Here is a 13090-nt window from a genome sequence, read left to right as displayed (position 1 = left end):
CTCAGATCATGTTGGCGTAGGATAGAAACCCGATGCTCTGACCGGGCTCGACCCGCGTCACCGCCTCGCCGAGCTCGACCAACCCATCCGTCTCGACGAGAGAGGACAGAAGCCCTGCGCCCTCGCGTGGAAACTTGATGGCCTCGAGCGCGCCGTCCTCGGCCTTGCGCAAGGAGACGCGCACATATTCGCGTCGGCCCTCCTTCTTCTTGTAGGTGAAGGCGGCGCGCACGGGAATCGGAAGCAGCGGCTCCGGCAGGCCGCCCGCGAGCGCCAGCACCGTCGGCCGCACCACATGGACGAAGGTGACGAAGCTCGCGACGGGATTGCCGGGCAAGCCGATCAGCGGCGTACCGCCGATGATGCCCATCGCGACGGGCCGGCCCGGCTTGATCGCCATTCGCCACAGCACCAGCGTGCCGATGCTCTCGACAGCGGCCTTGACGTGATCCTCCTCGCCGGTCGACACACCGCCGGTGGTGAGGATCAGGTCATGCTGGCCTGCGACCCGCTTCAGCCCGTCCGCGAGCAAGGCTTGCGCGTCGCGCAAGATACCGAGATCAGAGACCTCGCAGCCGAGCCGGCGCAGCATCGCCATCAGCATGAAGCGGTTGGAGTCGAACAGTTGCGAAGGCGCGCGCACTTCGCCCGGCGAGACCAGCTCGTCGCCGGTCGAGAACACCGCGACGCGGATGCGTCTGACGACGTCAAGCGTGGTCAGGCCGAAGGCGGCGGCGAGCGCGACATGTTGTGGCCGCAAGCGCTGGCCGGCGCGCAAGGCGACGTGGCCTTGCGGAATGTCCTCGCCGGCGGGCCGGACGTTGGCGCCGGGCTTGAGCCCAGGCGGCAGAACGATCCTGCCGCTCTCATCAATCCGCACGTCCTCCTGCATGAAGACGGTCTCGGCCCCCTGCGGCATCGGCGCGCCCGTGAAGATGCGCGCGGTATGGCCGGGCTTGATCGGATGATCGGCGGCACTGCCAGCCGCGATACGACCGTCGAGCGGAAACTCTTCTGCGTTCGCTTGCGGCAGGTCCGCATTGCGTACCGCATAGCCGTCGACCGCGGAATTGGTGAATGGCGGCAGCGGCAGCGGCGCGACGATGTCGCGCGCGAGCACCCGTCCGTCGGCATCCACCAGCGCCACGGTCTCGATGTCGGCGATCGCGTTGACGCGGGCCGCGATCAGGCCGACGGCGTCATCGACCGACATCATCGGCCCACCGAAGGCAAAGCAATCGTCGGACAGTTGCGCCATGATGCCTCGTCAGCGCGCGAGCGCGCTCTTTGCCATCGCCTCGTCGGCCGGCATTGCGGAGCGCAAGACGAGCGCGGCCACTGCCGGGATATCATCGAGATGGACCGTCGGCAGCCTGGTTTCAACCGCAACGTCGGTTGCAATCCCGACGATGCCGGGATCGTCGGGAAACAGTAGCGGCTTGGCATTGGCAGCGCGGTGCACCTCGATCTTGCGATGCGGTTCGCGCTTGAAACCTTCGACCACGACGAGGTCGACCGCCGACAGCTTTGCGAGCAGTTCCGGCAACCGCGGCTCGGCCGCACCGCGCAGCTCATGCATCAGCGCCCAGCGTTTCTCGGAAGCCACCAGCACCTCGGCCGCACCCGCCTCGCGATGGCGCCAGGAATCCTTGCCGGGCACGTCGACGTCGAACTGGTGATGGGCATGCTTGATCACGGAGACGCGCAGGCCTTGCGCATTGAAATGCGGAATCAGCCGCGTCAACAGCGTGGTCTTGCCCGCTCCGCTCCACCCCGCCAGGCCGATGATTTTCATTCCAGTTCTTTCTCCGCGAGGCGCAGGCGGTATGTGGAACCGCCGCTTCCACCGTCATTGCGAGCAAAGCGAAGCAATCCAGAATCCCCCAGCGGCAACGGTCTGGATTGCTTCGTCGCTGCGCTCCTCGCAATGACGAGGGAGGCGGCATTTCGTTTTCTCCCCACCATGCTTATATCGGCCTGAGCCGAATGTCATGCTAACCTCGCGCCCATGATGAAGATCGACAAAGCCCCGGTCCCCCTGATCGTCCCGAACCCGGACGATCCGCGCCTGACGCAGAGCGTCGTGGGCGTCGACCAGGCCGGCGCGAGGATCGAGACCAAGGTGCCGATGGAGCGGCCGTTGACACTCTATCTCAACGCCCAGGAGATCGTCACCATGATGACGATCGGCGACTATCCGGAGTATCTGGCGCTCGGCTATCTCCTCAACCAGAACATGCTGAAATACAGCGACGTCGTCACCGAGGTCGAATATGACGACGACCTCCAGGTCGTCGTGGTGCGCACCTCGCATCACACCAATTTCGAGGCGAAGCTGAAGAAGCGCACGCAGACCTCGGGCTGTGCGCAAGGCACGGCATTCGGCGACCTGCTGGAAGCGGTGGAAAGCGTGGCGCTGCCGAAGGCCGAGCTGCGCACCTCCTGGCTCTACCAGATGACGCAGACCATCAACACCATGCCCTCGCTCTATCTCGAGGCCGGCGCGATCCATGGCTGCGTGCTGTGCAAGGAGGGCACGCCGCTCTGCTACACCGAGGATGTCGGCCGCCACAACGCCGTCGACAAGATCGCGGGCTGGATGTACCGCCACGGCGTCGAGGCCTCCGACAAGATCCTCTACACCACGGGCCGGCTGACTTCCGAGATGGTGATCAAGACGGTACGGATGGGCATCCCCATCCTGGTGTCGCGCTCCGGCTTCACCGCATGGGGCGTCGATCTCGCCCGCCAGGTCGGGCTGACGCTGATCGGACGCACCCGCGGCAAGCGCTTCATCGCGCTCGCAGGCGAAGAGCGCATCGTCTACGACCAGAACCTCGCTTATGTCGAGGAGGAGTCGGCCAAGCACAAGCGCAAGGGTGAAGGTGGTGACGACTGAGATTCCGCCCACCGTGGGCGTGCTGCTCGCAGGCGGCCTCGCGCGGCGCATGGGCGGCGGCGACAAGCCGATGCGAACGATTGGCGGCCGCACTATCCTGGAGCGCGTGATCGCGCGCCTGAAGCCGCAATGTGACGGGCTGATCCTCAACGCCAATGGCGAGCCTTTGCGTTTTTCCGCGTTCGGATTGACCGTCGTCGCCGATGACGTGCCGGGCTATCCCGGGCCGCTCGCCGGCATTCTCGCCGCGCTCGACTGGACCGCGACGAACCGGCCCGGCATCAAATGGGTTTTGAGCGCCGCCGGCGACTGCCCTTTCCTGCCGCGCGATCTCGTCGCACGCCTGCATGCGGCGCGCGCGGCAGACAATGCGCAGCTCGCCGTCGCCGCGTCCGGCGAGCAGTCGCATCCGGTGATCGGATTGTGGCGCGTCGCCTTGCGCGACGAATTGCGTCAAGCTCTCGTCGTCGAAGACATCCGCAAGATCGACCGCTGGACCGCGCGCTATCCGCTCGCAACGGTGACTTGGCCGATGGAGCCGCTCGATCCGTTCTTCAACGCCAACACGGTCGAAGACATCGCGGAAGCCGAGCGGTTGGCGGCGCTGGATGAGCGTTCAGCTCAATAAAGTTGGATTTTGGGGAATTCGGTCAGCAATTGCGCCCACACGATCGCAAAGGCGATCAGGCCGCAGAGGCCAAAAAGCATCGTAAATCGCGGCAGCCGACCAATCGCGACCAGCAGCCAGGCCGGCAGGAAGAACAGGGCGAAGATCATCCCGAGCGGAAACACCGCGAGCCATTGAAACCCGGTGCCGTCACCCGGCGGGACGTGCGCGATGGCATAGAAGGTGTAGAGCCAGAACAGCGTGCCGGCGGCCGCGACAAAGGCGGCGATCATGCGGAAATTGAGCTGGGACGACAGGGGCATGGGTTGATCCTCGCCACATTGGTCGCTGTGGCAGGGCGGCGAGTTCACGGGCCGGACGTACCCTGAACCGGGTTGAGCCGCAGCGCGACCAAGGATCGTTCGATACCTTTACCGGTTGACGGTGATGATCGAGATTGTCTGGGGCTTCCTGGTATTCCTTGTCCGCGCGGTCAACTTCGCGCTCGATATCGCGATCTTCATCGCCGACTCGCAGTACCTTGCGCGGCTGACCACCGGCGCCGACAAGCTCGTCGAGGTCCCGCCGGATACCAAACCACTTCCGCCCGCGGCACAGCGCGCACTTGCCGAGGCGGAAGAGCGCGAACGCCTACGGGCGCAGCCTGATCAGGCCGCGAGCGGCACGATCCAGGCGTCATAGCCATCGAGCAGATGCTACCGGTTCTCTCTCTTGATTTACTGATTTACGCCGGCCGGAATCCGGCCCGCGACAGCGCCGCGCGGCTTTCGTCCGAGGCAAGCGCATCCAGAAAAGCCTGCACCGCCCGGCGCTGCTTGCGCGCGCTCACCAGCGCGAAATCATAATGCTCCTCTGCAAGCGGAATGAAACCGAGGCCGGATGCATGGGCGACCGGCGCGATGGTCATGCCCCAGTCGGCGCGATGCTGCGCCACCGCGGCAGCCACCGCATTGTGCGAGCGCGGCTGATTCCAATAGCCTTCGGGCCGCGCGCCGCCGAGCAGGCGGTCGATCAGGATGCGCGTGCCGGCGCCCTGGTTGCGGTTGACCATGATGCAGGCGGGATCGGCGAGCGCCACAGCGACGGCGTCCTTTGCGCTAAAGCCCTCGAAACGCCTGTCGCCCAGACGGAACACGATGCCCTGCATCCGCCGCCAGCCCGGCACCAGTTCGAGCCCGTCGGCGAGATAGGGCGTGTTGTAGGTCTCGGTCTTCTCGTCGAACAGATGGATCGGCGCGAGATCGCACTCGCCGCGCCGCGCCGCCGCCAGACCGCCGAGACTGCCCACCGCAATTGAGCGCACGCTCAAGCCCGCACGCGCAAGCGGCGCGGTGACGAGATCGAGCCCGGTGCAATGGCTGCCGATGATGACGAGATCGGGCACGCGCACATGCGGCGTGAACAGCGTCACCTCGGCCTCGGTGCCCGCCGGCATCTGGTCGGCGAGCGCATCGATGCGCAAAAATCCGTCTGCCTGCGCGAAGGACGTGATCGCGCCGGAGCCCTTTCCCGAGGGGTAGGCGATCAATCCGTCCCTGGCCTCGACCAGCGACACCATCACGAACTCGGTGCGGCCAAGCTCGGAGGCGATGCGCACGGGCACCATCGCACTCACTTTGGCATCCGCACGCGGCGGCAGGCCCGCCATCCGCCGTAACACCGGCACGATCATGTCGTGGAAGGTGAACATCGCAGAGGTCGGAAAGCCCGGCAGGATCACCACCGGCTTGCCGTCGCAGACCGCAAGGCACAGCGGCTTGCCGGGCTTGAGCGCGACGCCGTGGGCGATGATGCCGGGCTGGCCGAGGCGTCCGATAATGCGATGGGACACATCGCCCGCCCCTTTCGACGTGCCGCCCGACAGCACCAGCATGTCGGCCTCCGCCAGCGCCTCGCGCATCGCCGCCTCGAGCTTGGCCTCGTCGTCCGGAATGGCGCCGACGAAATGCGCCGCGCCGCCGTTCTCGTCGATCGCAGCCGCGACGATCGCGCCATTGGTGTCGTAGATCGCAGGGGGCGCGAGCACCTCGCCGGGTTGCACCAGCTCGTCGCCGGTCGAGACGACCGCAACGCGCGGCCTCCGCACGACCTTGACCTCGGCAATGCCGCAGGCCGCGAGCATTCCGATCTCGCGCGAGCCGATGATGGTGCCACTGCGCAGCAAGGCTTCGGCGCGCGCGATGTCCGAGCCGGCATAGGACACGAACTGGCCCGGCGAAGCCGCGCGCCGGACCTCGATCGCGCCCGTTCCCGCCGGCTGGGTGTGCTCGACCATGACCACAGCATCGGCGCCGCGCGGCAGCGGGCCGCCGGTTGCGATCGCCGTCGCCGTGCCGGAGGCGACCTGTAGCACCGGCGCCGTGCCGCAGGCGATGATCTCGCCGTTTAGGGCGAGACGCACGGGCGCGGCCTCGCTCGCCGCGGCAAGATCTGCGGAGCGGATGGCAAAGCCGTCGACATTGGAGCGGTCGAAGGGCGGCACGTCGATCGGCGCAAAAATGTCTTCGGCGAGTGCGCGTCCGAGCGCAGCCGCAAGCGTGCGGATCTCGCTCGGCAGCGCGCGGGGGAACAGCGCCGCTTCAAAGCGCGCCAGCGCCTCCTCGCGGGAGAGGATCTTGAGGAACTGCTCCTGATCGACCGAACCGCGGTCGCTCGGTTGCGGAATCTTGTTCATGCCGGAACCCATATCATTCCCGCATCAGATAGGCATCGACCGGCGCACCCGCCGCAAATCCTTCACTGTCGCCGGGAACGAGCAGCCATGCATCGGCACGGGCGATCGCCTGCAAGGACAGCTCACCGACCGCGAGCGGCAGCCACGCGCCTTGTTCCTCGGCCAGCAGCGCGATCTCCGCCATGCCGACATTTGAGGCGATCTTGCGGGCGAGCGGCATGGCGACGGATTTGCGCGAGGCCCGCGCCGACCGATGATCCAGCACCGGACAGGCCACCGCGAGCCAGGCCGCAAATGCCTGATCCGGCGCGCCCGGCAGCGCGATGACGGGAACCGATCCGAGCTTTCCGATCGCCGCGGTTCGTCCCGGCTGCATCGCAATGCCGTGGGCCAGGACCTCGCCGCGATCAGCCAGCGCAGCGACGGCAGCATCCTTGCGGCCGACGCCGCTGCCGCCGATCGTCAGCAGCAGGTCGCAAGCGCTGGTATCGAGCACGTTCGCGATCGAGGCCGCATCGCGCGCGCTTGCCTCAGCAGCAGTCACTTGCGCGCCCGCGGCGCGAGCCTGATCCTCAATGAGCTGCGCGGCCACGGTGCCGCCGGGCGTGTTGACGATGCGCAGCCGGGGACGCCGCACGCTCAAAGTCTTCAGTTCCGCAGCTCGCGCCAGCAGAAGCCCGGTCGCGCGAACAGGCAGGCCCGCGGAAACGATCGAGATGTCCGCGGCCATATCGCTACCCGTCCGCCGGACTCCCCGCCCGGGAAAACCTTCGGTGAGCACTTCAGTGATCGGCCCCGCCATATCGACCGCATCGGCATCGAGCACGCAGTCGCATCCCTCAGGCATCGCGTCGCCGGCATCGACCCAAACCGGAGGCGCTGCCAAACGCAACGGCGAGTAGGAGGACGCGCCGACGAGATCGCTGGCGCGCAAGGCCCAGCCATCCGAGGCAGCGATATCGTACGGCGGATAAGCACCGAGCGGCAGCATTCCGGCCGCGACGCAGCCGAGCACCTCGGTGAGCGGCAAATCGACCGGCGTAACCGGCTCGACGCCGCGCAACAGTGCGGCGAGCGCGAGATCGAGCGGTGTGAGGGACGGCGGCAGGCGCTGGGTCATCCCTCAGAAGGACCACGCAGCGCCCCGTTTGGCAACTCGCCTAATCGGGCTTCTTCGCGGCATCCGGAAAGAACAGCTGCTGGCCGTCGATCTTGTAGCCGGCGATTGCGACCTGGCCCTCCGGCGAGATCAGCCAGTCGACGAAGGTCTGCCCCAGCTCCTTCTTCACGCTGGGATACTTTTCCGGATTCACCAGCATCACGCCATATTGGTTGAACAGCCGCTTGTCGCCCTCGACGACGACGTCGAGATCGCCGCGGTTCTTGAACGCGATCCAGGTGCCGCGATCGGAGAGCACATAGGCATTCATCGCGCTCGCGGTGTTGAGCGCCGCGCCCATGCCCTGCCCGATCTCGCGATACCAGGCAGCCTTGGCGCTCGCGACGTCGATGCCGGCGATGATCCAGAGTGCGAGTTCGGCGGCATGGGTGCCGGAGCGGTCGCCGCGCGAGACGAACGGCGCGCCCTTGGCCTCGATCGCCTTCAGCGCGGTCGCGATGTCCTTGCCCTTGACGCCGGCGGGATCGCTCTTCGGCCCGATCAGCACGAAGTCGTTGTACATCACGTCGAAACGCTTCACGCCAAATCCGTCGGCGACGAACCTCTCCTCCTGCGGCTTCGCGTGCACGAACACGACATCGGCATCACCGCGGCGTCCGGTGTCGAGCGCCTGGCCGGTGCCTTGCGCGATCACCTTCACGTCGATGCCGGTCTTGGCCTTGAACAGCGGCAGGAGATAACCGAACAGGCCGGAGTCCTGCGTCGACGTCGTCGAGGCCACGACGATCGAGCGATCCTCGGCCGACGAAGTCGAACTGACCAAGGCGATGCCCAGCAGCATCGCGAGCGCAAGGAACGGGCGGCGAAAAGCCATCAGAAAACTCCACCTTCAAATCACGAGATCGCCGCGCAGGAAGGCCTGCGCCTCCGGCGTTGCCGGATGGTCCAGGAATTCGCTCGCCCGCGCGCGCTCGCACAGCGTCCCGCGCGCGAGGAAGACCACCTCGCCCGCAAGCCGCCGCACCTGGCCGAGATCGTGCGAGGCCATCACGATCTTGATTCCGGATTGCGCCGCGCTCGTGACGATCTCTTCCACCGCGCGCGTTGCGGCGGGATCGAGATTGGCGGTCGGCTCGTCCAGCAGGAGAAGCTCGGGATCGCGCGCGAGCGCCCGGGCCAGCGCCAGCCGCTGCTGCTCGCCGCCGGAGAGGAGCCTCGCCGGACGGTGCGCGAGATCGGCAAGGCCGACCCGCTCCAACAGCGCCGCCGCGCGACCGGTCCGCTGCGCGTGCGGCGCGCCGGCCTGCGCCAGGGCGTAGGTGACGTTGGCTGCGGCCGTGCGCCGCAACATCACCGGGCGCTGGAACACGAAGGCGCGCCGCGTCGGCGCCGGATCGCTGCGGCCACCCCAACTGATGCGGCCGCCCGTCGGCGTCACAAGTCCCATGCACAGCCGCAGCAGGCTGGTCTTGCCGGAGCCGTTGGGGCCGATCAGCAGCGTCGGCGGACCCGGCGTGATCGTAAGGCTGATGCGATCGAGGATCGCAGCCGCGCCCCTCCGGAGCGAGACGTCCTCGAGCACCATGGGAAGATCGCTGATCGGCGCCCGCATGGTCACCCCGTCACCCGCTGCGACCAGACGCGCGTGCCCCATGCGGCCGCGTTGATGGCGAGCACGATGACGATCAGGATCGCGCCGACACCCATGGCCAGCGGCAGATTGCCTTTGGATGTCTCCAGCGCCACCGTCGTGGTCATGGTGCGGGTAAAGCCGGCGATATTGCCCCCGACAATCATGACCGCGCCGACTTCCGCCGCAGCGCGGCCGAAGCCGGCCAGTAGCGCCGTGAGCAGGCTGAAGCGCGCATCCCACAACAGCGTCGTCATGCGGCCGAGCGCACCGACATTCATGGCGCGAAGCTCGTCGTGATATTCGACCCAGAGGTCCTCCACCGTCTGCCGCGTCAACGCGGCGATGATCGGCACGATCAGCACCGTCTGCGCGATCACCATCGCCGTCGGCGTGAAGAGAATGCCGAGTTCGCCGAGCGGCCCCGCGCGCGACAGCAGTAGATAAAGCGCAAGCCCGACCACGACCGGCGGCAGGCCCATCATCGCGTTGAGCAGCACGACCAGGACAGCGCGCCCCCGGAAATGCGTCAGCGCCAGCAACGCGCCGAGCGGCATACCGATGGCAGACGCCAGCGCCACTGCCGCAAGGCTCACACCAAGTGAGAGCCGTACGATCGCCAGCAGCGCAGGATCGCCGCTGAGGATGAGTTGCAAAGCACTGAGATGATCGGGCATGGTTCCCATAAGACGACATTCAACTGCAAAAATTCCGGCCTGCGTCAAATGCCAAAAAGAAAGCAAAGATATGCATAGGAATGCAGAATGGAATTTCTGACGACCGGTGAGGCGGCGGACTACCTCCGGTTGGGCGAGCGCAAGCTCTATGAGCTCGTCACCAACGGGGCGATTCCCTGTAGCAAGGTGACGGGGAAGTGGTTGTTCCCGCGCCATGAGCTCGATTTATGGGTGCTGTCAGGCCTGGCGCGCCCGGCGGGCATGAGGGCGACCGAGCCGCCGCCGATCGTCGGCGGCAGTCAGGACAGCCTGCTGGAATGGAGCCTCAGGGAGTGCGGCTCCGGCCTTGCTTCGCTCAACGAGGGCACCGCGCGAGGGCTGGAACGCTTGCAGCGCGACGAGGTGATGGCGGCGGCGCTGCATTTTCACGGCCTCGACAGCTCGGACAATTTCGCCAACGACGCCAATGCTGCCGCCTTGCGCACCGCGCCGGACCTGCACGATGCCTTGCTGGTCGGCCTGGTGCGCCGCGAGCAGGGCCTTTTGGTGCCCCCCGGCAACCCGAAGCGGCTGCGCAGCCTGCCGGACGTGCTCGCGCTCGGGGCCAGGATGGCGCTGCGGCAAGAGGGCGCAGGCGCGCAGATGCTGCTCGACGTGCTGCTCAAGCGGGCCGGCGCCTCCTTTCGCGATCTGCGCCGGCTGGATGCGCCGAGCCTCACCGGGCCCGACCTCGCCACCACGATCCGCGCCGGGCACGCCGATTGCGGCGTCGCAACGCGGGGGGCGGCGAAGTCGGCCGGGCTCGATTTCGTCCCGCTGCTCTGGGAGAATTTCGATCTCGCCATGCGGCAGCGCAGCTATTTCCGCCCGCCGATGCAGGCGCTGATCCGGTTCCTCAGCGAGAAGAAGCTGCGCCAGCGTGCCGAGGAGCTGACTGGCTACGATCCCTCGCCGGCCGGCCAGATCCGCTTCTCCGCCTGACCAACGTTGACGCCCGGCCCCAAATAGTTGCAAAAGAAACCAATTCAGCCGGGCCATACCCGGCCGCAATCAAATCAAGGGAACAGCGGCCAACGAGCCGCATGAGGGGAGGAATAGCGTGACTCCAGTCAGAACAGGACTGTCCGTCGTCGCCGCGCTCGCGGCCGTGACGCTGCTGTCGGGCACCGCCTCGGCGCAACTGTCCGACGACGTCGTCAAGATCGGCGTGCTCACCGACATGAACGGCCCGGCCTCGACGCCGACCGGCCAGGGCTCGGTGACGGCGGCGCAGATGGCGATCGACGATTTCGGCGGCAAGGTGCTCGGCAAGCCGATCAGCATCACCGTCGGCGACCACCAGCTCAAGGCCGACATCGGCGCGGCGCTGGCACGGCGCTGGTACGACGTCGATCAGGTCGACCTCATCGTCGACGTCCCGGTGTCGGCGGTGGGGTTGGCGGTGCAGAACATCGCCAACGAGAAGAAGAAGCTCTTCATCACCCATTCGACCGGGACGGCCGACTTCCACGGCAAATTCTGCTCGCCCTACGCGATCCAGTGGGTGTTCGACACCCGCGCGCTCGCGGTCGGCACCGCGCAGGCCGTGGTCAAGCGCGGCGGCGACAGCTGGTTCTTCATCACCGATGACTACGCCTTCGGACATTCCCTGGAGCGCGATGCGTCCGCGGTCGTGACGGCGAGTGGCGGCAAGGTGCTGGGCTCGGTGCGGCCGCCGCTGGCAACGCCCGACCTGTCCTCGTTCGTGCTCCAAGCGCAGGCCTCGAAGGCGAAGATCATAGGCATTGCCGCAGGCCCCCCGAACAACATGAACGAGATCAAGACCGGCGCCGAGTTCGGCGTGTTCAAGGGCGGCCAGCAGATGGCGGCGCTGCTCGCGCTGATCACCGACATCCACGGCCTCGGCCTTCAGGCCGCACAGGGCTTGTTGCTGACGACGTCCTTCTATTGGGACATGGACGACAAGACCCGCGAATGGGCCAAACGCTATTTCGCCAAGATGAACCGGATGCCGACGATGTGGCAGGCCGGCGTTTATTCATCCGTGATGCACTATCTCAACGCCGTCAAGGAGACCGGCACCGACGATCCGCTCAAGGTCGCGGCGAAGATGCGGGAGAAGCCGATCGAGGATTTCTTCGCCCGCAACGGCAAGCTGCGCGATGACAATCTGATGGTGCACGACCTCTGGCTGGTGCAGGTCAAGTCGCCCGAGGAAAGCAAATATCCCTGGGACTATTACAAGATCCTCGCGACCATTTCCGGCGACCAGGCGTTCGGCCCGACCGATCCGGCCTGTCCGCTGGTGAAGAAATAGACGCGAACTCCGTGTCCCGGACGCGCTGCGGCGCGAAGTGCCGCTGCGCAGAGCCGGGGACCCACGATTCCACCAGGCACACACTGGGCCCTGGATCAGCAGCGCATCACGCCGCAAGCGCGGCGCGCTGCGCAGCATCCGGGGCACGAGACTGCCATGTCACTTCGCCACGTCGATCTCGCGGAAGTATTTCATCACACCCGGATGAATCAATTCCGGCCTCGGCGCGGCCGCGACGGTATTCGCCGCCGTGGTCTCGCAGGCCTGCGCGAGTTTCTTGCAGAACACAGACTCGACAGCGTGTAGCGTCTTCGCCAATCGATACGCGACATCGTCCGGCAAATCCTCGCGCGTAAGCACAAAGCTCCAGGAGCCGAGCGAGGCGATCGGCTCGGTCTGCTTCGGATAGGAGCCGGCCGGCACCGTCAGCGCCTTCAGGAAGGAATGCTTTGCGCGGATGCGCGCGATCTCCTCGGCGCTCGGCGCGATGAAGCGCGCACCGGATGCGCTCGATGCGACCGCGGCAAAGCCGGGCCAGCCGATGCCGGCGCCCCAGAGTGCGGCGACGCGGCCGTCTTCGACCATCGCAGGGCCGTCGCCGGCGCGGTCGAGATAGATCGCCTTGAAGTCCTCGTCCTGCTTGAGGCCAAGGCCGTCGAGCACATAGCGCGCCAGGATCGGCAGGCCCGAGCCCTTCGCGCCGAACGCGACCGGCTGTCCAACGAGATCGCGGATGGACTTGTAAGGACTATCCGCCCGCACCACGAACATGCCGGGATTGGAATAGATCGCCGTGAGAATTTTTAGCCGCACCGGCGCGCGGCCGATGCCGGCAAAGGCCTCGTAGGCCGGCTCGCCGGCTACCAAAGCGAGGTCGAGCTCGCCCTTCTCCAGCAGCGGAATGTTCTCGTTGCTGCCCTTGGTGTTGCGCGGGGCGATCGCGAGCGCGGGATCGGCCGTATTCATCACGTCGGCGAAGGCGTTGCCATAAAGCGGGAAACCGCCGCCGGGCGTGGCGGTGCCGAGGCTGATTGTCGTTTTCGAAATGGCCTTGTCTCCATCCTGTTGATTTTGGGCCGTGGCTGCGCCTGCAAACAGCACCGCGCCCAGCATGATCAGCGAACGAAGTTTCATGAGGGCTCCTC

General features: G+C 66.5%; 14 protein-coding genes. 5 read left to right on the top strand and 9 right to left on the bottom strand.

Annotated elements, in window-relative coordinates; all coding sequences use genetic code 11:
• Position 1 precedes the first annotated feature (1 nt).
• Positions 2–1258: a molybdopterin molybdotransferase MoeA gene (locus tag QQL28_RS26125; protein ID WP_284270087.1), complete on the bottom strand. Its 1257-nt coding sequence runs from the start codon at positions 1256–1258 to the stop codon at positions 2–4.
• Positions 1259–1267: 9 nt separating this feature from the next.
• Positions 1268–1795 (bottom strand): molybdopterin-guanine dinucleotide biosynthesis protein B, encoded by a 528-nt coding sequence (mobB, locus tag QQL28_RS26120; protein WP_284270086.1) that lies wholly within the window; start codon positions 1793–1795, stop codon positions 1268–1270.
• 213 nt (positions 1796–2008) lie between these two features.
• Here mobB and fdhD point away from each other — a divergent pair, with 213 nt between their 5' ends.
• Complete coding sequence (gene fdhD / locus QQL28_RS26115) at positions 2009–2899, top strand: formate dehydrogenase accessory sulfurtransferase FdhD (RefSeq protein ID WP_284270085.1); 891 nt, start codon at positions 2009–2011, stop codon at positions 2897–2899.
• Positions 2844–3527, top strand: coding sequence for a molybdenum cofactor guanylyltransferase MobA (gene mobA, locus QQL28_RS26110; protein WP_284270084.1), 684 nt, complete (start codon positions 2844–2846; stop codon positions 3525–3527). Before fdhD ends, mobA begins: the two co-directional genes overlap by 56 nt.
• On the opposite strand, the gene QQL28_RS26105 is transcribed toward mobA, so the two are convergent.
• Positions 3521–3829: a hypothetical protein gene (locus QQL28_RS26105; RefSeq protein ID WP_284270083.1), complete on the bottom strand. Its 309-nt coding sequence runs from the start codon at positions 3827–3829 to the stop codon at positions 3521–3523. The genes mobA and QQL28_RS26105 overlap by 7 nt on opposite strands.
• A 124-nt stretch (positions 3830–3953) precedes the next feature.
• Between QQL28_RS26105 and QQL28_RS26100 the strand changes: the two genes are divergently transcribed.
• Entirely contained in the window at positions 3954–4208 is a 255-nt protein-coding gene (locus tag QQL28_RS26100) for a hypothetical protein (protein WP_284270082.1), read from the top strand.
• A 43-nt stretch (positions 4209–4251) separates the two neighbouring features.
• On the opposite strand, the gene QQL28_RS26095 is transcribed toward QQL28_RS26100, so the two are convergent.
• Genes QQL28_RS26095 through QQL28_RS26075 form a run of 5 tightly spaced genes read right to left on the bottom strand, consistent with a single transcriptional unit; the run spans position 4252 to position 9628 of the window.
• Positions 4252–6201 carry a molybdopterin biosynthesis protein gene (locus QQL28_RS26095; protein ID WP_284270081.1) on the bottom strand — a complete coding sequence of 650 codons (1950 nt, stop codon included), beginning with the start codon at positions 6199–6201 and terminating at the stop codon, positions 4252–4254.
• A 13-nt stretch (positions 6202–6214) separates the two neighbouring features.
• Positions 6215–7321: a molybdopterin-binding protein gene (locus tag QQL28_RS26090; RefSeq protein WP_284270080.1), complete on the bottom strand. Its 1107-nt coding sequence runs from the start codon at positions 7319–7321 to the stop codon at positions 6215–6217.
• 40 nt (positions 7322–7361) lie between these two features.
• On the bottom strand, positions 7362–8195 hold the full coding sequence (locus tag QQL28_RS26085; protein WP_284270078.1) for an ABC transporter substrate-binding protein: 834 nt from the start codon (positions 8193–8195) through the stop codon (positions 7362–7364).
• A gap of 15 nt (positions 8196–8210) precedes the next feature.
• A complete protein-coding gene (locus QQL28_RS26080; protein WP_284270186.1) occupies positions 8211–8933 on the bottom strand; it encodes an ATP-binding cassette domain-containing protein in 723 nt (240 codons plus the stop codon).
• Positions 8934–8935: 2 nt separating this feature from the next.
• Positions 8936–9628: an ABC transporter permease gene (locus tag QQL28_RS26075; protein ID WP_284270183.1), complete on the bottom strand. Its 693-nt coding sequence runs from the start codon at positions 9626–9628 to the stop codon at positions 8936–8938.
• Between the two features lie 87 nt (positions 9629–9715).
• Between QQL28_RS26075 and QQL28_RS26070 the strand changes: the two genes are divergently transcribed.
• Both QQL28_RS26070 and QQL28_RS26065 read left to right on the top strand, forming a co-directional pair.
• Entirely contained in the window at positions 9716–10609 is an 894-nt protein-coding gene (locus tag QQL28_RS26070; RefSeq protein ID WP_284270075.1) for a substrate-binding domain-containing protein, read from the top strand.
• A gap of 118 nt (positions 10610–10727) precedes the next feature.
• Positions 10728–11945 (top strand): ABC transporter substrate-binding protein, encoded by a 1218-nt coding sequence (locus QQL28_RS26065; protein WP_284270071.1) that lies wholly within the window; start codon positions 10728–10730, stop codon positions 11943–11945.
• Positions 11946–12104: 159 nt separating this feature from the next.
• Here the strand turns inward: QQL28_RS26065 and QQL28_RS26060 are convergent, their stop codons facing one another.
• Positions 12105–13079 carry a TAXI family TRAP transporter solute-binding subunit gene (locus tag QQL28_RS26060; RefSeq protein ID WP_284270069.1) on the bottom strand — a complete coding sequence of 325 codons (975 nt, stop codon included), beginning with the start codon at positions 13077–13079 and terminating at the stop codon, positions 12105–12107.
• Positions 13080–13090 lie beyond the last annotated feature (11 nt).

The organism is Bradyrhizobium iriomotense (genome assembly GCF_030160715.1).
GTDB lineage: Bacteria > Pseudomonadota > Alphaproteobacteria > Rhizobiales > Xanthobacteraceae > Bradyrhizobium > Bradyrhizobium iriomotense.
The sequence above is the reverse complement of the archived record's forward strand: the minus strand, read 5'-3'. Positions and strand labels throughout refer to the sequence as shown.

Bases quoted from the DNA above. Each gene is read 5' to 3' on its own strand.
- QQL28_RS26125 (WP_284270087.1), bottom strand. From the start codon at position 1,258: ATGGCGCAACTGTCCGACGATTGCTTTGCCTTCGGTGGGCCGATGATG.
- mobB (WP_284270086.1), bottom strand. From the start codon at position 1,795: ATGAAAATCATCGGCCTGGCGGGGTGGAGCGGAGCGGGCAAGACCACG.
- fdhD (WP_284270085.1), top strand. From the start codon at position 2,009: ATGATGAAGATCGACAAAGCCCCGGTCCCCCTGATCGTCCCGAACCCG.
- mobA (WP_284270084.1), top strand. From the start codon at position 2,844: ATGTCGAGGAGGAGTCGGCCAAGCACAAGCGCAAGGGTGAAGGTGGTG.
- QQL28_RS26105 (WP_284270083.1), bottom strand. From the start codon at position 3,829: ATGCCCCTGTCGTCCCAGCTCAATTTCCGCATGATCGCCGCCTTTGTC.
- QQL28_RS26100 (WP_284270082.1), top strand. From the start codon at position 3,954: ATGATCGAGATTGTCTGGGGCTTCCTGGTATTCCTTGTCCGCGCGGTC.
- QQL28_RS26095 (WP_284270081.1), bottom strand. From the start codon at position 6,201: ATGAACAAGATTCCGCAACCGAGCGACCGCGGTTCGGTCGATCAGGAG.
- QQL28_RS26090 (WP_284270080.1), bottom strand. From the start codon at position 7,321: ATGACCCAGCGCCTGCCGCCGTCCCTCACACCGCTCGATCTCGCGCTC.
- QQL28_RS26085 (WP_284270078.1), bottom strand. From the start codon at position 8,195: ATGGCTTTTCGCCGCCCGTTCCTTGCGCTCGCGATGCTGCTGGGCATC.
- QQL28_RS26080 (WP_284270186.1), bottom strand. From the start codon at position 8,933: ATGCGGGCGCCGATCAGCGATCTTCCCATGGTGCTCGAGGACGTCTCG.
- QQL28_RS26075 (WP_284270183.1), bottom strand. From the start codon at position 9,628: ATGCCCGATCATCTCAGTGCTTTGCAACTCATCCTCAGCGGCGATCCT.
- QQL28_RS26070 (WP_284270075.1), top strand. From the start codon at position 9,716: ATGGAATTTCTGACGACCGGTGAGGCGGCGGACTACCTCCGGTTGGGC.
- QQL28_RS26060 (WP_284270069.1), bottom strand. From the start codon at position 13,079: ATGAAACTTCGTTCGCTGATCATGCTGGGCGCGGTGCTGTTTGCAGGC.